Raw genomic sequence first — 23,005 nt, 5'->3', positions numbered from 1 at the left:
TTCAGTTGACCGGACAGCCGGAGGCTTGGGAGAACAGGTAGGTTTTCTTGGGCCTTTATTCATTTACAGTGATGGACTGCCGGACTCTGAAAAAATTATCAGATACAGAGAGGGGGATATTATCCATTAACATAGATTACCGCATTAATCGAAAGGAGAGGAAAATGTCTGCATCAGAAGAAAAAATCAAGGAATACTTAAAATCAAACCAAAGAATCATACTGGCTACTACAGATAAAGAGGGCAGCCCTGACGTGCGTATATTGGGAGGTTATGGTCTGGAGGGTTATACCGTTTATTTTTCAACGGTAAAAGCAAGTAATAAAAATAGCCAGTTAAGCGAAAATAAAAACACTGCTGTCTTGTTTCAGCACGAAAACCAATTCATATCCAAATATTTTAATATCACAATATATGGAGAAGCAGCATTGGTGGAGGGAAGTGCGGAATATGAAAAGGGAAGGGAAATTATCCAGAACAAGAATCCTAATATCAAGGTAACGAAAGAAACCCACAATATCTATAAGATAGTCCCTAAGAAACTGAAAGTTCTTGATTTTGGCGAACCCAAGGTGGAAGAAAGAGTAACGATACTTCAGCTTTAAAAATGATTTCCTGGGGGTTGACCGGAAAACCGGAGGCCATGTGACAATATTTCCATTGTCCATGTGCCTTCTTTTTTTATAAAGTTTTTGAATAGTTAATTATTTACCAAAAGAAAGGAAGGAATTGATTTGGCAGAATTTATTGAACGCGCAAAATTCACCTGTGCCTTAGGAGGAGCGCTTACTACCATTGCAGGAATTAACCGGGCGGTTCCCATTGTTCATGCGGCAGGTGGGTGTGCGGCAGCATTATCCGGCACTTATAACCTGGCTGCCGGCTACCGCGGAACCGGCTATTGCGGCGGTACCATGATACCCACTACGAATATATCGGAGAACAATATTGTATTCGGAGGAGAGGAACGGCTGGAGGAACAGATAGAAAACTCCATTGAAATCCTGGATGCTGACCTCTACATTGTAATAACGGGCTGCCAGGTAGAGATTATCGGGGATGATGCGGTAGGCGTGGCAAGGCGGTTCCGGGACAGGAATGTAATCGGAGCCAGCACACCGGGCTTCCTGGGAAATACCTTTAAAGGCTATGATGCCATACTAAAGGCACTTATTAAGGATGTCATTGTACCTTCTGAAAAAAAGGATGTCAGAACCATTAATATACTTGGGACCGTTCCGGGCCATGATGTATTCTACCGCGGAAATCTGGATGAAATCAAACGTCTTCTGGGTCTATTGGGTATCAAGGTTAATACCTTTTTCGGAACAGTGGAATCGGTTGCGGACATTAAAGGCTATGGGAAGGCCGGGCTTACTGTCTTATTATCCAATCAGGCGGGAGTGGAGCCGGCCGAGCTGTTAAGGGAGCTCCATGATATTCCTTATATAAAAGCGGACCTTCCAATAGGACCTTCCGGAACGGAAGCCTTTCTCTATCAGGTCGGAGAAGCACTGGGAATTGAAAAGGAGTACATTGAGGCGGTAGCAGAAAAGGAAAAGCAGCATTACTATTCCTATCTGGAGCGGATTGTTGATATCTATTCCGATATTGACTTCCAACGATATGTGGTAATAGCGGCTGACAGCTATTATGCCTATCCGTTGACCGGCTTTCTGGCAAATGACTTGGGCTGGATACCCTTTCTGACATCCATCAATGATATCACAGAGGAGGAAGAACAGGAAAATTACAGGAAAAAGTTCGAGCATCTTACCTCCGAAACAAGACCTAAGGTACTATTCAGGCAAAATGCCGGGGAATTGTTAAAGGAGGTAAAGGACAGCTGGCCCAATAACCACAATCAAAAATATTATGATGCCTTTGGACCGGCTTTTGTGGTAGGAAGCAGTATTGAAAGAGGGCTTGCGGAAAAGCTGGGGGCGAACTTCTTATCGGTAGCTTTTCCGGTAAGCAACAGAGTGGTGTTAAATAAGAGCTATGCAGGTTTCAGGGGAGCACTGACACTGATAGAGGATTTAATAAGCGATTTGGTAGCTGCCAGATAAAATGAGTCAATATCCCTTCAGTTATTGGAAAGGCACGAGGACTGGTACTGCCTTGCGCAAGGCAGTACCAGTCCTCTGGGTATCCATAATTTGGTTTCTTATATTTGCCTTTATCATCAGGATAGCAGAAATAGTTCATAGGAAGGGATATATAAAAGAAAGGAAGGAAACTATGGGAAGTTATGCGGATAGTTTAAGCTATCATTATTTAGGAGCCGATGCTCCGCCCACAAGAGAAGAACGGATTGGTGCCTGTCATGCTTTTTGCGGTTCCTGCGGCCAGCTTTCAGGAGATATAAAGTCCGGCTGTGCCCAGCTGCAAAACAGAAAGTTCTCCCAAAGCGGAGGCTGTCAATTGACCCTGGCAGTGGGGATTGTCAGCAGCTTTACGAATGTCGTCATGATTGTTCATTCTCCCTTGGGATGCTGCTCAAATTTTGTGGGAAACAGCGGACTAAGAAAGACTATGAGAGCCTCAAAGGGAAAACCAAATGAAGAATTTGTATGGCTGCATACCAATATGGATGAATTGGATGTGGTGCAGGGAGGAATTGATAAGCTTCGCAAAGCCGTATTATATGCGGAAAAGGAATACCATCCCGATGCCATTATCATAGCCAACGGATGCGTTCCGGGCATTATCGGAGACGATATCGATTCCCTGGTAGGGGAATTAAGGAATCAGATTGCTGCTAAGATAGTCCCGGTACACTGTGAAGGGTTTAAGAGCAAATATGTAGCCTCGGGATATGACTCTGCTTATCACGGTGTTCTGAAATACCTGATAGAACCGCCGGAAAAGGAGAACAGTGCGGTTCCGGGAGCCAATGAGGAAAGGGAGCTGAAGGATAAATACCGCATCAGCCGGACCGTTAATATCTTTAATGTGGGCTCTAATTCAAATGGGGATGAGGTTGAACTGGCAAGGCTCCTTTCTGCCATCGGTCTGATACCGAAGGTTCTTCCCCTTCATGCATCGGTAGAGGAGTTGGCCCATATCGGAGAAGCTGCCCTGAATGTGAGTATTTGTGCGACTCATGACGATTACCTTCTGGGTCATTTAAAGGAGAGGTTCGGTACGGATTATCTGATTGATACCCTTCCAATCGGCATTCGGAACACCAATCAATGGATTAGAAAGATTGCTGCTTATTTTCACCTGGAAGAAGAGGCGGAAAAGCTCATTGCCTTTGAAAATTCAGAACTGGATAAAGCATTGGAGCCTTTAAAGACGGTGCTTGCCGGTAAAAAGGTCTTTGTCGGCGGAGGGGAGACCAGAATCCTTACCACGGCAGAATTCTTCTATTCACTTGGAATGGAATTAGTGGGTGTGAAGGCACATAATGTGGACCGTTTCGTGGAGGATATGCTGGAGGATATGAAGGCTCCGGAGCTCTTGATTGAGGTTGGTGCCGGACAGCCGGCAGAGGAGCTGAATCTCTTAAGAAAGCTAAAGCCGGATTTGTATATAGGACATCTGAATGCCAACGGCTGGGTCAGTAAGCTTGGTATCCCTAACTTCCCTCTTTTTGGCCAGAGCCTAAATTACATGGGATATTCCGGTGCTTTTGAATTGGCCAGAAAAGCGGTCAAAGTATTAAAAAACACTAATTTTGTGAAAAATGTATCCGCCAATATTTCCTTGCCTCTTTCTGAAAGCTGGTATGGCAAAGACCCCAGAGAAAATATAAAAGAAGCGGTCAATTATTAAGCAGGAGGCGCAAAAAAGCTGCGCGGAAATGAGGTAAGCATGGGAAGAATTGTTGAAAATTTAACGGACTTAATCGGAGATACACCAATCCTAAAGCCCCTGGCATTTTCAAAACTGGCTAAAATTGAGGAGGGAAGCCTGTTACTGAAGCTGGAGTATTTTAATCCCCTGGGAAGTGTGAAAGACAGAATTGCCTATTCCATGATAACGGATGCGGAGGAAAGAGGGCTATTAAAAAAAGATACGGTGCTCATAGAACCCTCCAGCGGAAATACCGGTGTGGGGCTTGCATTTGTAGCGGCAGCCAAAGGATATAAGCTGATTATAACCATGCCGGATTCCATGAGCATGGAAAGAAGGACCCTTTTAACTGCTCTTGGCGCGGACTTGGTACTGACACCGGGAAACCAGGGAATGAAGGGGGCTATCAGAAAGGCAGAGGAGCTTAACATACAAACACCAAACAGTATAATCTTACAGCAATTTAACAATACAGCCAATCCGAAAATACATAAGAGTACTACCGGACCGGAGATATGGGAAGCAACAGGGGGAAAGGTTGATATACTGGTGGCCGGTGTGGGTACGGGAGGAACTATAACTGGCGCGGGAGCTTTCCTGAAGGAAAAGAATCCGGAGGTCAAGGTAATTGCAGTCGAGCCGGATGCTTCTCCGGTTCTGTCGGGAGGTAATTCCTCCCCGCATAAAATCCAGGGAATCGGAGCCGGCTTTATTCCGGCAGTACTGGATACGGGCATTATTGATGAAATCTACAGAGTGCGCAATGAAGAAGCCATTGACACGGCAAGGGTGCTTGCAAGAGAGGAGGGGCTCCTTGTGGGAATCTCTTCCGGAGCGGCAGCCTATGCAGCAGCCTTTGTGGCCAAAAGACCTGAAAACAAAGGAAAGACAGTTCTTGCTATTTTACCGGACACAGGGGAGCGCTATCTTTCAACGGAATTATTTAACGCCCTTCCGGAGGAGAAAAGCCGCATCTGGTATGAAAGGAGCAGCCTTTGACCTATCGTATTGCTATCGGTACCAGCGACGGAATTCACATAACAGAGCATTTCGGCCAGTGCAGTCATTTTCATATCCTTGCCGTCAGCCAGGAGGATGATAGTGTTACTTTCATCGAAGACCGGATTACTCTGCACCAGGATTCCTGCGGTGACCATCAGGAGGCTGTAATCAGAGGGAAAATCGATGCCTTAAGGGACTGTCAGTTAATCCTGGTAAAACAAATAGGGTTTCGCTCAGAAAAGCTGTTAATCCATAGCGGAATTGTTCCTTTGCAGCATGAGGGTACTATCAGCCAGGCGTTGATAAAAATAAAAGCGTTTTATAAAAAGTATCAGTTCATCAAGGCAGATGCATAAAGAAATGTTAACCTACGCAGAAACGGAGGGATTTATCAGAATGTCGGAAGGACTTCAGGGGGAAAAGAATCGAAAGCTTCAATGGAACTACCGTACGGTAATACCAAGCGCAGGTCTGTTGATCGCATTGCTTACCGAGGTAATGATACCAAACCATAAAGATACAAAATACACTGACCTTACCAATCTAAGAACCGTTCTTATAGCAGCCTTAAGCATATCCCTGCTCCTATGTCTGCTTTCCTTGTTTATCCCAAGGCTCAGAAAAAGATATGCCTATGAAGGATGGTTTATTGGAGGCAGCGGAATCTTTGTCACTCTTATTAATATTTTGACAGCAAAGACCCACCTACTGCCTCAATTGTATTTCCCAAGCCTGAGCAGAGTGTTTAATGTGTATATTGAAGACCGGGATTTTTTATTGACCTGTATTCTCAGTTCCTTTACCCTTTTAGTAGAAGGGCTCATAATCGGAACCATAGTCGGGGTAATAACAGGGATACTGGTTGGCTGGAGCAAGAGCTGGAGTTATTGGATTTACCCTGTTATCAGAATTTTGGGGCCGATTCCTTCGTCTACCTGGATACCTTTGGCGCTCATTATATTTTCGGCACCAAAGGGGGCGGCAATATTCCTGATTGCCTTTGGAGTATGGTTTCAGATAACGATACTAACCAGTTCGGGAATTCAGGCTACAAAGAAATCCTATTTTGAAGTATCCTCAACCCTGGGGGCAAGCAGCCTTCAGAATTTATTCCACATAGCGATTCCCGATGCTCTGCCATCCATATTTCTGGGCTTCTTTAATGCGACCTGCAGCTCCTTTGTAGCGCTTATGGCAGCGGAAATGATGGGAGTTAAGTCGGGGCTTGGGTGGTACATCAACTGGCAGAAGGAAATGATAGCTTATCCCAATGTTTATGCAGGCTTAATTATAATTGCAGGCTTTTGTTATCTTTTTATCACTCTTCAATTTAAGGTAAGGGATAAACTACTTAAATGGCAGAAGGGAGTAATTAAATGGTAGCGGAACCGGAGGTAAGGAATAAGACCGGAAATATCAGGGCAGCCGGTGTATCAAAGGAATTTGTGAATCCCGACGGGGGGAAAACAATTGCACTAAAGGAGCTTGACACAGAGATAGAACCAGGGGAATTTGTTTGTCTTATCGGCCCTTCCGGCTGCGGAAAATCTACCTTTTTAAGATTGGTAGCAGGGCTTTCCGCACCTACGGAGGGAGAAATCCTTCTGGATGACAGGCCGATTAATGGTCCCGGATATGAGAGAGGGCTTGTATTCCAGGACCCAACCCTTTTTCCCTGGCTGACCATCTACGATAACGTGGCATATGGCCTTAAGATCAGGCATATTTACAAGGAACACAGGGAGGAAGTGGAGGAGTTTATCCGTCTGGTGGGATTGGAGGGCTTTGAAAAATCCTATCCCCATCAGTTATCCGGTGGTATGGCACAGCGTGCCAGCCTTGCCAGAGCACTGGTAAATCATCCGAAGGTACTGCTTCTTGACGAACCCTTAGGGGCTCTTGATGCATTTACCAGAATGAATATGCAGGATGAGATACTTCGAATCTGGAAGGAAAGGGGAACCACCATGATAATGGTAACCCATGATGTGGATGAGGCGATTTACTTAAGTGACCGTGTATTTATTATGACACCAAGACCTGCCAAGGTGGAGGAAATCATAACGGTAGATATCGGCAGGAATGAAACCTACGGAAGACAGCGGAACAGCGTGGATTTTCTTAACTACCGTTCTAAGATACTGCAGATTCTGGACTTTACCGGAAAGGTCCAGACACCGGAATTCTATCTGTAGTATGTGAAAATTAAAAAGCAATTTTCACACAAGATTATGCCTGCGAAATCCTCGGCCCAATCTTGAGGCGTACTGGGAAGGCATGGCTGTTAGTGTGAAAATTAAAAAGCAATTTTCACACAAGATTATGCCTGCGAAATCCTCGACCCAAACCTGCGGCGCGCTGGGAAGGCATGGCTGATTGAAATTTGGAAGAATATGAAAATGGGGAAAGATGCTTATCTGTACGGAAGATTTATGGAAGGAATGAAAAGGTATTATCGATCAGTGGAGGGAAAATTATGATAAATATGAAAAAAGGAAGTTTGCTCTTAAGTCTGCTGCTGGTGGCGGCATTGCTGCTTACAGGCTGCTCTGATGCAAAAAAGAATAAGGAGACCAGCTCGAAAGCAGATTCTGTGGCTGCTGACACCAAAAAATCAGAGGAGGGTGTTATTAAAATACTCTATGGGCCGGGCTTATGCGGTATTCCGCTCCATATTGCCAAACAGCTTCAATTCTTTGAAGGAGAGGGCTTAAAGGAAGGTGTGGACTACAGCTATGTAACAAGCAGCACCACAGGAGTGGAGATGCTCTCCACCAAGCAGGCAGATGTTACCTTTGGCTTAGTGGCAGGTATGCTGGCACCCCTTGATAATGGCCTGGAAGCAAAAACGGTACTTGGCATCCATACCGGATGTATCCAGCTCCTTGCGGGAAAAAATTCCGGTATTACCACGATAGAGGGTTTAAAGGGCAAGAAAATCGGTATTGAAAATGTTGCATCCTCACCGCATATTATTGCACAGCGCGCTTTGGCAAGTGCCGGCATCGGTACTACCGGTGACAACATGCAGGTGGAATTCGTGGTATTTCCAAAGGCGGACCTGCCGGTGGCATTAAAGGAAGGAAAGGTGGACGCTATTGCTATTGGAGACCCTCAGGCCTCCATCCTGGCAAAGGACGGCGATGGAATTTCCCTCTTTAATTCAGCTACCTCAGAGCTTTTAAAGGACGAATACTGCTGCGCCCTGTGGGCCAGAAATGAAACAATAGAAAAGCAGCCGGAAAAGCTTGCTAAAATTGTAACGGCTATTCAGAAGGCATCTGTCTGGATTGACCAGAATAAGGATCTTGCCGCCGAGATACAGCTTGATAATGAATGGGTTGTAGGGGAATTGGATGTGGACCAGCATACGCTGAAGGACTATAAATATCTGCCCTCTGTAAGCGGAGTGGAAACAGCTCTGACAAGAAACATTAAGGATATGAAAGACCTGGGGTTAATCCGCAAGGATACGGATGCCGATGCTCTGGCAAAAAGCAGCTTTATAAAACTCGATGGGGTAGCGGATGACATAACAGGGACGATTACTCCCCCGGTTGACCCGAAATCTCAGCTAAAGTGACAGGTTGGAGAGTAACTATATGAGAAACCGAATTTTCACCTTTATTATTTGGGGATTGTCTGGGCTCCTGTATATCATAGGGCCCCGCAGGATTTTCAAGGTATGTGCCTCAAAAGAAATGGTCATGACCTGCCATTGGTCGGTGCAGGCAGAAGCAGGTATTGGCATCCTGTTATTGCTGTCAGGTATTCTTTATCTGACAGCCGGCAGTAAGGAAGCACGGCTTTTCTTAAGTATCCAGACTATAGGAAGCTACCTTATCGGTATCCTGATACCTGCCTGGCTCATCGGCGGATGTAAATCCAAGGAGATGGCCTGCCAGAGCCTTACCTTTCCGTCCTTATACCTGATATCGATACTTGGGATTTTGTATACGGCAGGAAATATTGTTTATATCTATTTCGTAAGAAAAGCAGAGGGCTCACAAAAGCAGCCATAAGAACTCTGCTAACAGCAGTAAAAGAAGGAAGGCAAGAAGCCAATGGGCAGAAAGAATACGGGCAATATTCATTATACATATATAATTCTGCAGAACCTAAAGAGAAAAATGAGCCGGACTATTTTATTATCCGTATTTATGTTTTTTATGGTATTTATGATCTTCAGCCTTACCAGTATTCTTTGCAGCATGAAGGAAGGACTTAATAATACGGTAAAAAGAACCGGTGCAGATATCCTTCTGGTCCCAAAGGATTATTTCAGCTCGGTAAAAGATGCACTTTTTTTAGGAATTCCAAGCACTGTATATTTTGACAGCTCCTTGGCGGATAAGGTAGCAAAGGAAGCAGGAGTGGCAACGGTCAGTTCCCAGATGTTTCTTGCCACAATTTATGACAGCCCCTGTTGTGATGAAGCGGTTCAGATGATTGCCTATCATCCGGAGAGTGATTTTCTGATCCAGCCCTGGATTGCAAAGCAGTTAAAACGGAGCATTCCTGACGGGCAGATTGTGGCAGGAAGCAGGCTCTCTTATAAAAAGGGGGATACGGCCATATTCTTTGGCAGAAAATTCACCGTGGCAGGGAAATTACAAGAAACAGGGATGGGGTATGACAATAGTGTATTTCTTAATTTTAATACGGCAGAAGAACTTCTGAAAGAGCCGGTCGTAAAGAATTATCTGGCAATAGGGGATAAAAAAGAGGTTGTTTCCTTAATAACAGTTAAGGCTGATAAGAAGGCCGATATTGAAAAGCTGGCCAAAGCATTACAGAATAAATATGAGAAGAGCAACGTCAGTGTCGAAACACCCGGAAGGCTTGTGGAAAGCACCCGCAGTACCTTAAAGCAATATGCCGCCTGTTTTATTTTCGTTGGTGCCATATTGACTGCCTTTACCTTTGCAGCCCTGGTAAGCATCTTCACCATAACCATGAATGAGAGAAAAAAGGAATATGGCATTATAAAAAGCCTTGGGGGAAGTTCATTAAAGATAGTTTCTTTCACGATTGGTGAAGCGGCTGCAATAGGGATAATGGGAAGCCTGGCAGGAAGCCTGCTGTCCGTTTTGACAATTTCATTATTCCGGAATCTGATTGTCCTGCACCTTAAGCTTCCTTACCTGAGGCAAAGCTTTACAAGCCTTATTCTTCTTACCGTATTATGTACCGTACTATCCGTCCTTACGGGGATGATTGCAGCCGGCATAAGTGCCGCAGCAATCCAGGGAAAAGAAACCTATGCGCTTATAAGGGAGAATGAATAATGCTGGAGTTACAAAATATCACAAAATATTATAAACATTCCGTTAATTCCAATCCTGCGGTGAACCATGTAAATCTTCTTGTGAAAGAGAAGGACTTTATATCTGTAATCGGTCCTTCGGGAAGCGGGAAAAGCACGCTCTTTCATATCATTACAGGACTTTTAAAGCCATCGGAAGGAATTGTGGCCCTTGACGGTAAAGAGCTGACCACCCTTAAGAAAAAGGATATTTTTTTAGCAGAGCAAATAAGCTTTATCATGCAGGGACAGAATCTGCTGACTAATTTCACGGTAGAGGATAATCTGTACTTTCCGCTGTATTTAGCAGGGATAAAGGGGGATTACCGGGAACGGGTCAGAGAGGTGCTGGAATTAGTCGGACTTTACGGGGCAGTTTCCTCCTACCCGGACAGACTCTCAGGCGGTGAGCTGAGGCGGATTGCCATAGCAAGAGCCTTGATGCAAAAGCCGAGAATACTGATTGCCGATGAACCGACCAGCAATCTGGACACGGCCAATGCCATAAAGGTCATGGAGCTGTTCCGGAAAATCAATGAAGAAGGAACAGCTCTGTTAATAAGCACACATGATGAAAGATTCCTCCCTTATAGTAAAAGTATTTACCGGATGGAAATGGGGAATCTTGCCTTATTGTAAATTTCACTTTCTATTTAGAGTGTGTCTGATAATTTAAAAAGGGCTGTTGCAAAATGAAGTTATACTCCCCAGAGCTTCATTTTGCAACAGCCCATTTTTGCCTGTCAGGCATAATACACAGGTCTGAATCAAATATTCAAGAAATATTAAGATGAAATTCAGCTCAAAAAATGTTATAATAATTTTTATCGGATAAGCGGAGGTACCTATGCAAATCAGAAACGTAAATCTAAATGATACCGATAACTTTATAGATATGCAGCTTAGACTGGACCGGGAAACGGATTTTATGATGTATGAACCGGGAGAGAGGAAGACAGACAGAGACAGGGTAGAGAACCTGCTAAGAAGTGCGGAGGATGGCGGAAATCTTTTACTGGTATTGGAAGATAAGGACAAACTGTGGGGGTTTCTGTCGGCCCAAAGGGGAAATCCGAACAGAATACACCACAGTGCTTATATAGTAACCGGTATCTGTAAGGATTACAGAAGAATGGGGATTGGAAAGGCATTCTTTCAGGAGCTTGATAAATGGGCTGTCTTGAACCGGATCAAAAGACTGGAACTTACCGTAATATGTGCGAATGAAGCAGCTGTAAATCTTTATGAAAAGAGCGGCTTCGTAAAAGAAGGAATAAAGAAGAATTCCATGCTGGTAAATGGGCAGCTGACGGATGAATTCTATATGGCAAAACTGATGGAATAATAGATCAAAAGGAATTACGGAAGGAGTTACCATGTTAAAAGTTGAACATATCAGTGTAATGAATCTTGAAAATGCCCTGAGAGGCGCCAGAAATCCCATGAACAGCTGGGGAAAGAGCGACAGTTATTACAATGAAAAGGGCGAGTATATCCTGGGAGAAAATGACCTTGGTCTGGCAGCCAGACTGTGCAGCTCCGGTACGGACCACAGAAAGTTCATGCGCCAGATACTTGTTTCCATGGATATTACAGCTCCCATATACTGGTGGAAGGAATTTGATACTTATAAGGTTGGAACCACTGCCAATTCCACCAGTACCATGCACAAGATACATAGTAAGAGCTTTGAAGAAGCGGATTTCAGTACTGACCAGTCAACAGAGGAAACAAAGGCTTTTTTTCAAAGCGTCATCGGACAGCTGGAGAAGCTCAGACTTTTATTTATTGAGACCGGTGATAAATCCTACTGGTACAGTATCATACAATTGCTTCCTTCCAGCTATAACCAGATGAGAACCTGCACTTTAAACTATGAGAACCTGATTAATATGTACAATGCCAGGAAGAACCATAAGCTAAAGGAATGGCACGATTTTTGTGACTATATTAAAGAGCTTCCTTACAGCCAGGAGCTGATTACCTGGGAAAAGAGGCCTCAATGAAAGTAACTATTTATACCGATGGAGCTGCCAGAGGGAATCCGGACGGACCTGGCGGTTACGGAACCATTATAAGCTACATTGACCCCTCCGGAACGGAACATATCCGGGAATATTCAAAGGGCTATAAAAAAACGACCAATAACCGTATGGAGCTGATGGCGGCTATCGCCGGGCTGGAAGCCTTAAACCGTCCCTGTGAGGTGACCTTGTATTCCGACTCCCAGTACCTTGTAAAGGCTTTTAATGAGCATTGGCTGGAGGGCTGGATAAAGAAGGGCTGGAAAAGGGGAAAGAACGAACCGGTTAAAAACGTTGACCTGTGGGAGAGGCTTTTAAAAGCCCTGGAACCCCATAAGGTTACTTTTATGTGGGTCAAGGGCCACGACGGACATCCGCAGAATGAGCGTTGTGACAAATTGGCTACCAGTGCCGCAGACGGCACAGAGCTGGCAGAGGATGTTTTTTGAAAGCTTGCCGGCAGCAGCTGGAATTAACTTATGTATTAATAGGAAGGAACAAAGGATATGGCTGAATTGACTCCTTTAATGCAGCAATATGTTGAAATAAAGGAACAATATAAGGATTGCATACTTTTTTACCGCTTGGGAGATTTTTATGAGATGTTCTTTGAAGATGCGGTGACCTGTTCCAGGGAACTGGAAATAACCCTCACCGGAAAGAACGTAGGGCAGGAGGAGCGTGCTCCCATGTGCGGAATACCTTATCATGCGGTAGAAAATTACTTGAGCAGGTTAATTGCGAAAGGCTACCGTGTAGCAATCTGTGAACAGGTGGAAGACCCAAAGGTTGCCAAAGGTATTGTAAAGAGAGAAGTAATACGGATTGTCACACCCGGTACGAATCTGAACGCCCAGACATTGGAGGAAGGGAAAAATAACTTCCTTATGGGCATTGTATATACCGTTAATGCATACGGAATCGCTACGGTAGATGTTACTACCGGAGATTTTTATGTGACGGAAGTAGATACCGAAAGAAAACTGATTGATGAAATCAATAAATATTCACCTTCCGAGATTATCTGCAACAGTACCTTTATGGTAAGCGGTGTGGATATCTCTGATTTAAAGAACCGGTTACGTATTTCCATGTCTGACTTAGAGCCCTGGTATTTTGAAGAAGAGGCTTGCAGTAAGGCTTTGATGGAGCATTTTCAGGTGGCCTCATTGAATGGTCTTGGTTTAAAGGATTATTCCATCGGCGTTGTGGCAGCCGGTTCGGTAATGCTGTATCTTTATGAAACCCAGAAGAATTCCCTGTCCCATCTGACAAGAATACTTCCCTATTCTACCAGCAGGTATATGATACTTGACAGCTCCACCAGAAGAAATCTGGAGCTTGTTGAAACCTTAAGGGAGAAGCAAAAGAGAGGTTCTCTTCTCTGGGTATTGGATAAGACAAAGACAGCCATGGGTGCAAGGCTTTTAAGAAGCTATATTGAGCAGCCGCTTATTGATAAACAGGATATTACAGACAGGCTGGATGCCATAGAGGAATTAAACGGCTCGGCCATTACCAGAGAAGAAATCAGGGAATATCTTAATGCCGTGTATGATTTGGAAAGGCTTATCAGCCGCATCAGCTATAAAAGTGCCGGCCCCAGAGATTTAATAGCCTTTAAAAATTCCCTGTCCATGGTTCCATCCATTAAGCTGCTTCTTGAGAATTCCTCCTGCAGCCTTTTAAAGGAAATCGAAGAAGAGCTGGATCCCTTAAGGGACCTATACAGCCTTATCGAAGCAGGAATAGAGGAGGAACCTCCCATTACGGTCAGGGAGGGAGGCATCATAAAGGATGGCTACCATACCGAGGTGGACAGGCTCCGTAAGGCCAAGACGGAAGGAAAGAACTGGCTTGCGGATTTGGAAACCAAGGAGAGGGAAAATACGGGCATCAAGAATCTGAAGATTAAGTTTAACCGTGTTTTCGGGTATTATCTGGAGGTAACCAACTCTTACCAGAATCTGGTTCCCGATAACTGGATCAGAAAACAGACCCTTGCCAATGCAGAGCGTTATACGACCTCAGAGTTAAAGGAATTAGAGGATGTTATTTTAGGAGCGGAGGACAAGCTTTTCTCCCTGGAATATGAGCTCTTCTGCGATATCAGGGATACCATTGGAAAGGAAGTACAGCGTATACAGCGCACTGCCAAAGGTATCGCTAAAATTGATGTGTTTACCTCACTGGCCTATGTTTCCGAAAAGAACCGCTTTATCAGGCCGGTTATGAATGAAGAAGGAATAATTGATATCAAGGAGGGCAGGCATCCTGTGGTAGAGCAGATGATTACAGGGGATATGTTTGTTGCCAATGATACCTATCTGAATAATAAGGAAAAACGAATTTCGATTATTACAGGCCCCAATATGGCGGGTAAATCCACCTATATGAGGCAGACAGCCTTAATCGTTCTGATGGCGCAGATAGGCTGTTACATACCGGCAGTTTCCGGCAATATCGGAATCGTGGACAGGATTTTTACCAGGGTGGGAGCTTCTGATGATCTGGCCTCCGGGCAGAGTACCTTTATGGTGGAAATGACAGAGGTAGCCAATATCCTTCGCAATGCAACGAAGAACAGTCTGCTTATACTGGATGAAATCGGAAGGGGAACCAGTACCTTTGACGGACTGGGAATTGCCTGGGCGGTGGTAGAGCATATCGCAAATCCGAAGCTCTTAGGTGCAAAGACCCTGTTTGCCACCCATTATCATGAGCTGACAGAGCTGGAAGGAAAAATTGACAGTGTCAATAACTATTGTATTGCTGTCAAGGAGCAAGGGGAAGATATCATATTCCTTCGAAAGATAATTTCCGGCGGCGCCGATAAAAGTTACGGTATCCAGGTAGCAAAACTGGCAGGAGTTCCGGACGGTGTACTGAAACGTGCGAAAGATATCGTAGAGGAATTGAGTCTGAATGATATTACGGACAAGGCAAAGTCCATGAAGGCTGTTACCGTCCAGGAGGAAACCTCTGAGGAAGCTTATCTTTCCGAATGTGGGGCGGCCTTGGAGCAGAAGGAAAAGAACGGAAGGAAAAACAGGGAATTGGAGAATCAGATTTCTTTCTTTGATTATCAGTTTGCCGAGCCCTCCTATATAGAAGAAATCCGTGGGCTGAATTTAAATGCCATGACGCCTATGGATGCGATGAATTACTTATACCAGTTACAGGAAAAGGTGAAGCAATAGAGGTATGCAAGGATTGTTTTTCAGCCAGAAAGGATGGTGAATAATTAATGCCAAGAATAACAGTATTGGATGATGCTACCATAAACCAAATAGCAGCAGGAGAGGTTATTGAACGGCCCTCCGCCGTAGTAAAGGAGCTGGTGGAGAACTCCGTGGATGCCGGAGCAACTGTAATTACGGTGGAAATCAAAGAGGGCGGAATCAGCTTTATCCGTATCACAGATAACGGTTCCGGGATAGAGGAAAGTGATATGCCTTATGTATTCTTGCGCCATTCTACCAGTAAGATAAGGAATGCGGACGACCTTCTTCGAATAAAAAGCCTTGGCTTTCGAGGGGAAGCTCTCTCCAGTATTGCGGCAATATCCCAGGTTGAGCTTGTGACCAAGACGGCAGAAAGCTTTACCGGAATACGCTATCTCATAGACGGCGGTGTGGAAAAAGGAACGGAGAACATTGGCTGCCCCTCAGGAACCACCTTTATCATAAGGAATCTCTTTTTTAATACGCCGGCCAGAAGAAAATTCTTAAAGTCTCCCCAGACAGAAGCAGGTTACATACAGGATTTTATGGAAAGAATAGCGATTTCCCATCCTGAAATCTCATTTAAATTTATTATCAGCGGACAGATTAAGCTCCATACCTCAGGAAATAATAACCAGAGGGATGTTATTTACCATATATATGGCAGGGACATTACCTCCCATCTGGTTTCCGTAAAGTCCGAGGAGGATAGCTTTTCTATGTCCGGTTTTATTGCCAAGCCGGCTATTTCCAGGGGAAATAGAAATTATGAAAATTATTTTATCAATGGAAGGTTTGTCCGGAATCCCATTATCTATAAAGCCATTGAAGAAGCCTTTAAGCCTTATATTATGCTTCACCGGTATCCCTTTACAGCCCTGATGCTAACCGTTGACACAGAGCTTATCGATGTAAATGTACATCCGGCCAAGCTGGAGGTGCGCTTTAAGAACGGGGAAGAGCTCTTTCAGTTTATATACAAAAGCTTAAAAAATACCCTGGAGGGCAGAGATTTAATTACCGAGGTGTATTTGACAAAGGAAGAAGAAAAAGAAAAAGTAAACCAGAAGCTTCCGGAGCCCTTTGAGATTAAGAGAAGACAGGAGGAAGGGCATTCCTATCAGGCTCCTCAAAGGACTTTCCAAGGAACTAACGCTTCCCAAGCCGACCCGGCTATAAAGGAAGCCGTCAGGGAAACAGAAATCGGACGTCTGAAATCCTATGTGGATTCCGCTCCTTCCTTCTTAAAAGAAAATATGGACAGAAGGAGGATGGAAGGACAGGAGGGGGAAGAGCTGCTTTTAGAAGAAGCTGCTTACCCAAATAGCTTTTCACAGGCTTTCACGGAGCAGCTGGTGCAGAAGATGTCTGAAGAAGCAGCGGACGGAGCAGCAAAGGAAATTGCAGGTGATATGGCAAGGGAAGCTGCCGGTAATATGACAAAGGAAGCTGCTTTTGGAGCGGCAATGGAAGCTGGCGGTAATGCCGCAGCCGGAGTTACTGGTATTGCTGCAAGGGAAGCAATTGAGAATGCAGATGCTAATGTCCTGCAGGAAGCGGTTCCAGGTCCAGTAACTGAAGCAGCCCGGAATTCTGCAGATTATGCAGCTCAAAAAGCAGCGTCTGAAACTCCTGAAAATACTGCTTCAGCCTATGAACAGATATCCTTCCTTTCAAGAGAGGCTGTTACAGGGCATAAAATCATAGGGCAGCTGTTTAATACCTATTGGATTGTAGAATTTGGCGATAAGATGTTTATCATTGACCAGCATGCGGCCCATGAAAAGGTTCTGTATGAGCGGATTGTAAAGAAGCTGAAGGAAAAGGAGCATTTTTCCCAGCAGCTTATGCCTCCTATCATTCTTTCACTTAATATGAGGGAAAAGGAAGCACTGGTAAATAATCTTGATTTTCTGACAGAAGCCGGCTTTGAATTTGAAGAGTTCGGAGGGAAGGAATATGCCGTCCGTGCCGTCCCGGGGGATTTATATAATCTGGTCCATTATGATGTATTAATTGAAATCATCGACGGGCTTACGGAGGAAGGCTATAATAATACACCGGAAATCATACTGGACAAAATTGCTTCCATGTCCTGCAAGGCGGCTGTTAAGGGCAGCCACAAGCTATCGGTGGAAGAAGCCCATGCATTAATTGAGCAATTATTAACCCTTGAGAATCCCTATAACTGCCCTCATGGAAGACCTGTTATAATCTCCATGAGCAAATATGAGGTGGAGAGAAAATTTAAGCGTATTGTTTAAGTAAATAAGGATGGAATTAACAGATATGAAAAAACCTTTAATAGTACTGACTGGGCCAACTGCCGTCGGAAAAACTGCTCTTTCAATAGAGCTTGCCAAAAGAATCGGCGGAGAAATCATCAGTGCAGATTCCATGCAGGTATACCGGCATATGGATATTGGCACTGCCAAAATAAAGAAGGAGGAAATGCAGGGAATAAAGCATTACCTCATAGACGAGCTGGAGCCGGAGGAAGATTTCAATGTAGTAAAGTTTCAGGAATACACCCATAAATATATGGAAGAAATCTATTCAAAAGGCAAAATACCCATTCTTACAGGGGGAACCGGATTCTATATTCAGGCAGTGCTCTACGGCATTGATTTTAAGGAAGCGGAAGAGGATAATGCCTGCAGGGACAGCCTGCTTGCCCTGGCAAAGGAACAGGGAGCACAATATCTCCATGACCGTCTAAAAGAGGTGGACCCGGCAGCGGCAGAGGCTATTCATCCGAATAATGTCAAGCGGGTAATCAGAGCACTAGAATACCATGCCCAGACAGGAGAGCGGATATCCGCCCACAACGAAGAACAGCGGCAGAAGGAATCACCCTATAATTTTTGTTACTTTGTATTAAATACTGACAGGAAGATTCTGTATGACAGGATTAACCAAAGAGTGGATGTCATGATGAAGGAAGGACTCACAGAAGAGGTAAATAAGCTTCTGGAAAGAGGCTTAACCTCCGGCATGGTTTCCATGCAGGGCCTGGGGTATAAGGAAATCCTAGAATACCTGAAGGGGGATACTACCCTGGAACAAGCCGTGGAAGCTATTAAGCAGGAAACCAGACATTTTGCCAAGCGGCAGATAACCTGGTTTAAGAGAGAAAAAGAAGTTATATGGATTTTAAAGGATGATTATAAAAATGAAGAAGAAATCCTTGATGCCCTTCTAAAATCCATGAAAGAAAAGGGCATTACAGCATCAGAAAGGCAAAGGGCAAAACCGTGAAACAGCAATTGGAACAAATGTATAAGGACCTTTCCATCAATTCAGAAATACTGGAGCTTGGAAGGATAATTGAAAGTGAATTAAAGGACAGATTTGAAGAAATCGACAAAGTAGCAGAATATAACCAGCTTAAGGTCATCAAAGCATTTCAGGACAACCGTGTCAGCGACATACATTTTGCAGCTACTACGGGCTACGGCTATAATGATCTGGGCAGGGATACCATAGAACAGGTTTATGCATCGGTATTTCACACGGAAGCAGCTCTGGTAAGACCCCAGCTGATCAGCGGAACCCATGCACTAAGTACGGCACTTTCCGGCAATCTGAGACCGGGGGATGAAATTCTTTCCCCTGTTGGGAAGCCTTATGATACCTTGGAGGGTGTAATCGGAATCGGAGAAACCGGTGAAAAAAAAGAAAGGCTGACCGGTTCCTTACGGGAATACGGAATCACTTATTCCCAGGTGGATTTACTGGAGAATGGAGATTTTGATTTTGAAGGAATAAAAAATGCCATCAATGAGCGGACCAGGCTGGTTACCATCCAGCGCTCCAAGGGCTATGCCACAAGACCCACCCTTTCGGTTAAACGAATCGGCGAGCTGATAGCCTTTGTCAAATCCATCAAACCGGAGGTTATCTGCATGGTGGATAACTGTTACGGAGAGTTTGTTGAAACCATTGAACCCACCGATGCAGGGGCCGATTTGGTGGTGGGCTCACTAATTAAAAATCCGGGCGGCGGCCTTGCACCAATCGGAGGATATATTGCCGGTAAGGCAGAATATGTTGATAATGCAGCTTTCAGACTTACTGCTCCCGGGCTTGGAAAAGAGGTAGGGGCTACCCTGGGTGTTAACAGCCAGCTCTTTCAGGGCCTGTTCCTGTCGCCCCAGGTTGTATCGGGAGCCTTAAAGGGAGCTGTCTTTGCTGCCAATATTTATGAAAAACTGGGCTTTTCTGTAGTGCCCAACGGAACAGAATCAAGGCATGATATTATACAGGCCGTGACCCTTGGCACCAAAGAAGGAGTAATTGCCTTCTGCCGCGGTATTCAGGCCGCTGCTCCGGTGGACAGCTATGTTATCCCTGAACCCTGGGCGATGCCCGGCTATACCTGTGACGTCATCATGGCAGCAGGAGCCTTTATCCAGGGAGCAAGCATTGAGCTCAGCGCAGATGCTCCCATTAAGCCTCCTTATAATGTATATTTTCAGGGCGGGCTGACATGGTACCATGCAAAGTTCGGTATCCTGATGTCTGTTCAGAAGCTGCAGGAGGAAGGATTGGTATCCCTTTAATTTATTCTATTGGTGTATACAAACCCAGGAATATATGATAAAATATAGGGGAAATTTTTGTAGTGGAGGTACAAATCCAATGTCCAGAATAAATGCAAAGAATACAGGCGTCTTATTAATCGTTCTGCTGTCAGGGGTAGTCCTTGGAGGCTTTCTCGGATATCTGGCGAAAGATGTTCCTTACCTTTCTTGGCTTAATTATGGCCAGCAGTTCGGCATAGGCAGTTCTGGACAGGGCGGAGTTGTAAAACTGAATCTGGGTGTTATGGTCTTAAGCTTCGGCTTGACCATTAAAATAACCATTGGCGGTATTATTGGCATTATTTTGGCAATAATAGTATACCGAAAGCTTTAATATCCTGCTTTTTCCCGGAGAGAGAAGGTAGGAGGACAAATGAATGAAAAGTATTATACCTTAAAGGAAATGCCTTTATCAGAAAGGCCTTATGAAAAATGTGAAAGATTAGGCCCGGGTGTACTCTCTGATGCCGAACTTCTTGCTGTGATTATCCGAACCGGAACGGCAGGAGAACGGGTGGTAGATGTGGCAGCCCGGGTGCTTTCCTTTTCTAAGACCTATAAGGGACTCCTTGGATTGAACCACATGAGCCTTAATGACTTTAAATCCATTAAAGGAATCGGAAGAGTAAAGGCGATACAGTTTCTGTGTATTACGGAGCTGACAAAGCGAATGGCGAAAGCTACAAATGACGGGAGGCAGATACTTGCCACTCCCGAAGCAGTTGCAAATTATTACATGCAGGAAATGAGACATCTTCAAAGGGAAATGGTATATCTGGTTATGATGGATGCTAAGAGCAGGTTACTGAAAGATATGATTATTTCAACCGGCACGGTAAGCAGTTCGCTGCTTTCGCCCCGGGAAATTTTCTTAAATGCTCTTAAATACGAAGCGGTTAATATCATACTTCTTCACAACCATCCCAGCGGGGATCCTACTCCAAGCAAAGAAGATATCAAAACCACCCAAAGAATGAAAGAAGCTGGAAATTTAGTAGGAATCCGGCTTATGGATCATATTATAATTGGTGATAATAAGTATATGAGCCTTGCGGAGCAGGGATATATTTAGAAAGGAAAACATTGCGGCAGACAGACAGGTAGAACACCCTTTCATGTATGCGCTTAGATAAAAATATGCAATGAGATAAAAAAATGGCAGGAAAGACTTACGGAATTGATTTGGGAACCAGTACCATTAAAATATACCATAAGAATGAAGGCGTTGTGGTAGACGAAAAAAATATTATTGCGGTAGAAGGAAAGAAAAAGGTAATTGCTGCCGGTAATGAAGCATTTGAAATGCATGGAAAAGCACCGGCTAATATCAATGTCAGCTATCCGGTAAAAAACGGGGTCATAGCGGACATCAATAATATGCTGGAGCTGATTAACTATATGTTCAACAGGCTGTATAAAAGAGGCAGTATAAAGGCTTCCGCTATTCTGATAGCTACTCCTACCGACATCACAGAGGTGGAAAGAAGAGCCTTTTATGACCTGATAGCCAGCTCCCGGGCAAAAGCCAAGTCCATTAAAATAGTGGAAAAGCCCATTGCCGACGCAGTCGGTATCGGTCTTGATGTCAATAATGCCAAGGGTGTAATGGTGGTTGATATTGGTGCCGATACGACGGAAGTTTCTATTATGTCCCTGGGAGGAATCGTCATCAGTAAGCTTATTCCTATCGGAGGCAGCCGCCTGGATGAATCCATTAAATCCACTGTTAAAAAAAGTTATAATCTGGTAATTGGTGATAAAACGGCGGAAAATATCAAGAAGGAGCTGGCAACAGCCGTTCCTTCGGAAGAACACAGCATGAAAGCCTATGGAAGGAATGTGGTAACGGGCCTTCCTACGGAAGTGGATATCAGCTCCTCCTTTGTTTATGATGCTATCATAGAATATATTTATTCCATTATTGATGCCATACGAATAATCCTTGAGAGGACTCCACCTGAAATTTCTTCGGACATTATAGATTCCGGAATCTATGTTACCGGTGGTTCTTCCGCCATACAGGGACTGGATACTCTTTTAGCAAAGGAAACCGGACTTCAGATAAATATCTGCAATGACCCTGCCAATACGGTGGTAAACGGCCTCGGCAGGATTATAGAAGACCATCATTTATCAGACCTGGCTAGTCCGTTAAAAGAAACAACTATAAAGGTCTGATAAAAATAAATGAAAGGGAAGGAGGTCCATATGAGAAGGAGACCAGGTTTTTTGATTAACCCCAAGCATCTCTTTATCGGGGGAGTCGTCTTATGTCTCATCCTGATGTTTATATCCTTTCGTTACAGTGAGGCCTTATCACCTGTAAAAGGGGCAGTAGGGGATGTTTTAATGCCCATGCAGAACGGAATTAATACGGTGGGCAAGGCAATTGCTGCCCAGGGAGATAAATTTGTAAAGTTAAGCACTCTCCTAAAAGAAAACAAAGATTTAAAGAAACAACTATCCGAAGTTTCTTATGAGAACAAGATACTGCTTCAGGATAAATATGAACTGGACCGCTTCCGTGACCTGTATAAGCTGGATCAGAAATACGCGGATTATCCCAAGGTAGGTGCCAGGGTAATCAGTATAGATCCCAATAACTGGTATAATAACTTTACCATTGATAAAGGAAAGGAAGATGGCATCGATGTTGACATGAACGTGATTGCCGGAAATGGCCTTGTGGGAATTGTAACGGAGGTACATCAGAATTACTCCAAGGTGCGCTCCATTATCGATGATTCCAGCAATGTCTACGGAATGTTCATCAAAACATCCGACAACTGTATCGTCAACGGCAGTATGGAATCCTACAGCAAAGGAATTCTGGATGTTTCCCTCATTGCAAAGGATGCGAAAATATCCGATGGATTCGAGGTCGTCACTTCCTCTATCAGTACAAAATACTTACAGGGGATATTAATCGGCTATGTGACGGATATAACCGTTGAACCCAACAACTTGACAAAAACAGCTCATTTGATACCGGCGGTGGATTTCAGCAGGCTGGATGAAGTGCTTGTTATAACCGAACGAAAAGAACAATTAAAGAAGTAGCGGCGG

The 23,005-nt window shown here is 44.3% G+C and carries 22 protein-coding genes; all 22 read left to right on the top strand.

Going from position 1 to position 23,005, the window contains the following annotated elements:
- Window positions 1-164 precede the first annotated feature (164 nt).
- The 22 genes from BUB77_RS01280 to mreC all read left to right on the top strand — a co-directional run bounded on the left by BUB77_RS01280 (window position 165) and on the right by mreC (window position 22,999).
- The gene (locus BUB77_RS01280) at window positions 165-605 is read left to right on the top strand and encodes a pyridoxamine 5'-phosphate oxidase family protein (protein WP_073272123.1); all 441 of its coding nucleotides are present in this window, start codon (window positions 165-167) and stop codon (window positions 603-605) included.
- A gap of 129 nt (window positions 606-734) precedes the next feature.
- The gene (locus tag BUB77_RS01275) at window positions 735-2,069 is read left to right on the top strand and encodes a nitrogenase component 1 (RefSeq protein ID WP_073272120.1); all 1,335 of its coding nucleotides are present in this window, start codon (window positions 735-737) and stop codon (window positions 2,067-2,069) included.
- Between the two features lie 172 nt (window positions 2,070-2,241).
- The gene (locus BUB77_RS01270) at window positions 2,242-3,780 is read left to right on the top strand and encodes a nitrogenase component 1 (RefSeq protein WP_073272938.1); all 1,539 of its coding nucleotides are present in this window, start codon (window positions 2,242-2,244) and stop codon (window positions 3,778-3,780) included.
- 39 nt (window positions 3,781-3,819) lie between these two features.
- Window positions 3,820-4,800 (top strand): cysteine synthase A, encoded by a 981-nt coding sequence (cysK, locus tag BUB77_RS01265; protein ID WP_073272117.1) that lies wholly within the window; start codon window positions 3,820-3,822, stop codon window positions 4,798-4,800.
- Window positions 4,797-5,159, top strand: coding sequence for a NifB/NifX family molybdenum-iron cluster-binding protein (locus BUB77_RS01260; protein WP_073272114.1), 363 nt, complete (start codon window positions 4,797-4,799; stop codon window positions 5,157-5,159). The genes cysK and BUB77_RS01260 overlap by 4 nt, the downstream gene beginning before the upstream one ends.
- 40 nt (window positions 5,160-5,199) lie before the next feature.
- On the top strand, window positions 5,200-6,186 hold the full coding sequence (locus BUB77_RS01255) for an ABC transporter permease (RefSeq protein WP_073272936.1): 987 nt from the start codon (window positions 5,200-5,202) through the stop codon (window positions 6,184-6,186).
- Window positions 6,180-6,998 (top strand): ABC transporter ATP-binding protein, encoded by an 819-nt coding sequence (locus BUB77_RS01250; protein ID WP_073272111.1) that lies wholly within the window; start codon window positions 6,180-6,182, stop codon window positions 6,996-6,998. The genes BUB77_RS01255 and BUB77_RS01250 overlap by 7 nt, the downstream gene beginning before the upstream one ends.
- Window positions 6,999-7,279: 281 nt before the next feature.
- Window positions 7,280-8,386, top strand: a complete 1,107-nt coding sequence (locus BUB77_RS01245; RefSeq protein WP_073272109.1) for an ABC transporter substrate-binding protein — start codon at window positions 7,280-7,282, stop codon at window positions 8,384-8,386.
- Window positions 8,387-8,405: 19 nt separating this feature from the next.
- A complete protein-coding gene (locus tag BUB77_RS01240; protein WP_073272107.1) occupies window positions 8,406-8,825 on the top strand; it encodes a DUF4418 family protein in 420 nt (139 codons plus the stop codon).
- 42 nt (window positions 8,826-8,867) lie between these two features.
- Entirely contained in the window at window positions 8,868-10,091 is a 1,224-nt protein-coding gene (locus BUB77_RS01235; RefSeq protein WP_073272104.1) for an ABC transporter permease, read from the top strand.
- Window positions 10,091-10,747, top strand: coding sequence for an ABC transporter ATP-binding protein (locus tag BUB77_RS01230; RefSeq protein WP_073272101.1), 657 nt, complete (start codon window positions 10,091-10,093; stop codon window positions 10,745-10,747). The genes BUB77_RS01235 and BUB77_RS01230 overlap by 1 nt, the downstream gene beginning before the upstream one ends.
- Before the next feature lie 208 nt (window positions 10,748-10,955).
- On the top strand, window positions 10,956-11,453 hold the full coding sequence (locus BUB77_RS01225; RefSeq protein WP_073272098.1) for a GNAT family N-acetyltransferase: 498 nt from the start codon (window positions 10,956-10,958) through the stop codon (window positions 11,451-11,453).
- Window positions 11,454-11,484: 31 nt separating this feature from the next.
- Window positions 11,485-12,114, top strand: coding sequence for a hypothetical protein (locus BUB77_RS01220; protein ID WP_073272096.1), 630 nt, complete (start codon window positions 11,485-11,487; stop codon window positions 12,112-12,114).
- The gene (rnhA, locus tag BUB77_RS01215) at window positions 12,111-12,581 is read left to right on the top strand and encodes a ribonuclease HI (RefSeq protein ID WP_073272094.1); all 471 of its coding nucleotides are present in this window, start codon (window positions 12,111-12,113) and stop codon (window positions 12,579-12,581) included. Before BUB77_RS01220 ends, rnhA begins: the two co-directional genes overlap by 4 nt.
- A 57-nt stretch (window positions 12,582-12,638) precedes the next feature.
- The gene (gene mutS / locus BUB77_RS01210; protein WP_073272091.1) at window positions 12,639-15,332 is read left to right on the top strand and encodes a DNA mismatch repair protein MutS; all 2,694 of its coding nucleotides are present in this window, start codon (window positions 12,639-12,641) and stop codon (window positions 15,330-15,332) included.
- 47 nt (window positions 15,333-15,379) lie between these two features.
- Window positions 15,380-17,620, top strand: coding sequence for a DNA mismatch repair endonuclease MutL (mutL, locus tag BUB77_RS01205; RefSeq protein ID WP_073272088.1), 2,241 nt, complete (start codon window positions 15,380-15,382; stop codon window positions 17,618-17,620).
- Between the two features lie 25 nt (window positions 17,621-17,645).
- Window positions 17,646-18,614 carry a tRNA (adenosine(37)-N6)-dimethylallyltransferase MiaA gene (miaA, locus tag BUB77_RS01200; protein ID WP_073272935.1) on the top strand — a complete coding sequence of 323 codons (969 nt, stop codon included), beginning with the start codon at window positions 17,646-17,648 and terminating at the stop codon, window positions 18,612-18,614.
- A 17-nt stretch (window positions 18,615-18,631) separates the two neighbouring features.
- Window positions 18,632-19,918 carry a methionine gamma-lyase family protein gene (locus tag BUB77_RS01195; protein WP_073272934.1) on the top strand — a complete coding sequence of 429 codons (1,287 nt, stop codon included), beginning with the start codon at window positions 18,632-18,634 and terminating at the stop codon, window positions 19,916-19,918.
- A gap of 79 nt (window positions 19,919-19,997) precedes the next feature.
- On the top strand, window positions 19,998-20,273 hold the full coding sequence (locus BUB77_RS01190; protein ID WP_073272086.1) for a DUF4321 domain-containing protein: 276 nt from the start codon (window positions 19,998-20,000) through the stop codon (window positions 20,271-20,273).
- 39 nt (window positions 20,274-20,312) lie between these two features.
- On the top strand, window positions 20,313-21,011 hold the full coding sequence (gene radC / locus BUB77_RS01185) for a RadC family protein (protein ID WP_073272084.1): 699 nt from the start codon (window positions 20,313-20,315) through the stop codon (window positions 21,009-21,011).
- An 83-nt stretch (window positions 21,012-21,094) separates the two neighbouring features.
- Window positions 21,095-22,117 (top strand): rod shape-determining protein, encoded by a 1,023-nt coding sequence (mreB, locus tag BUB77_RS01180; protein WP_073272081.1) that lies wholly within the window; start codon window positions 21,095-21,097, stop codon window positions 22,115-22,117.
- Between the two features lie 30 nt (window positions 22,118-22,147).
- Window positions 22,148-22,999: a rod shape-determining protein MreC gene (gene mreC, locus BUB77_RS01175; protein WP_073272078.1), complete on the top strand. Its 852-nt coding sequence runs from the start codon at window positions 22,148-22,150 to the stop codon at window positions 22,997-22,999.
- Window positions 23,000-23,005: the final 6 nt, after the last annotated feature.

The sequence above is a fragment of the Anaerocolumna jejuensis DSM 15929 genome (assembly GCF_900142215.1).
Classification (GTDB): Bacteria; Bacillota; Clostridia; order Lachnospirales; family Lachnospiraceae; genus Anaerocolumna; species Anaerocolumna jejuensis.
This window is presented reverse-complemented; position numbering and strand designations above follow the sequence as displayed.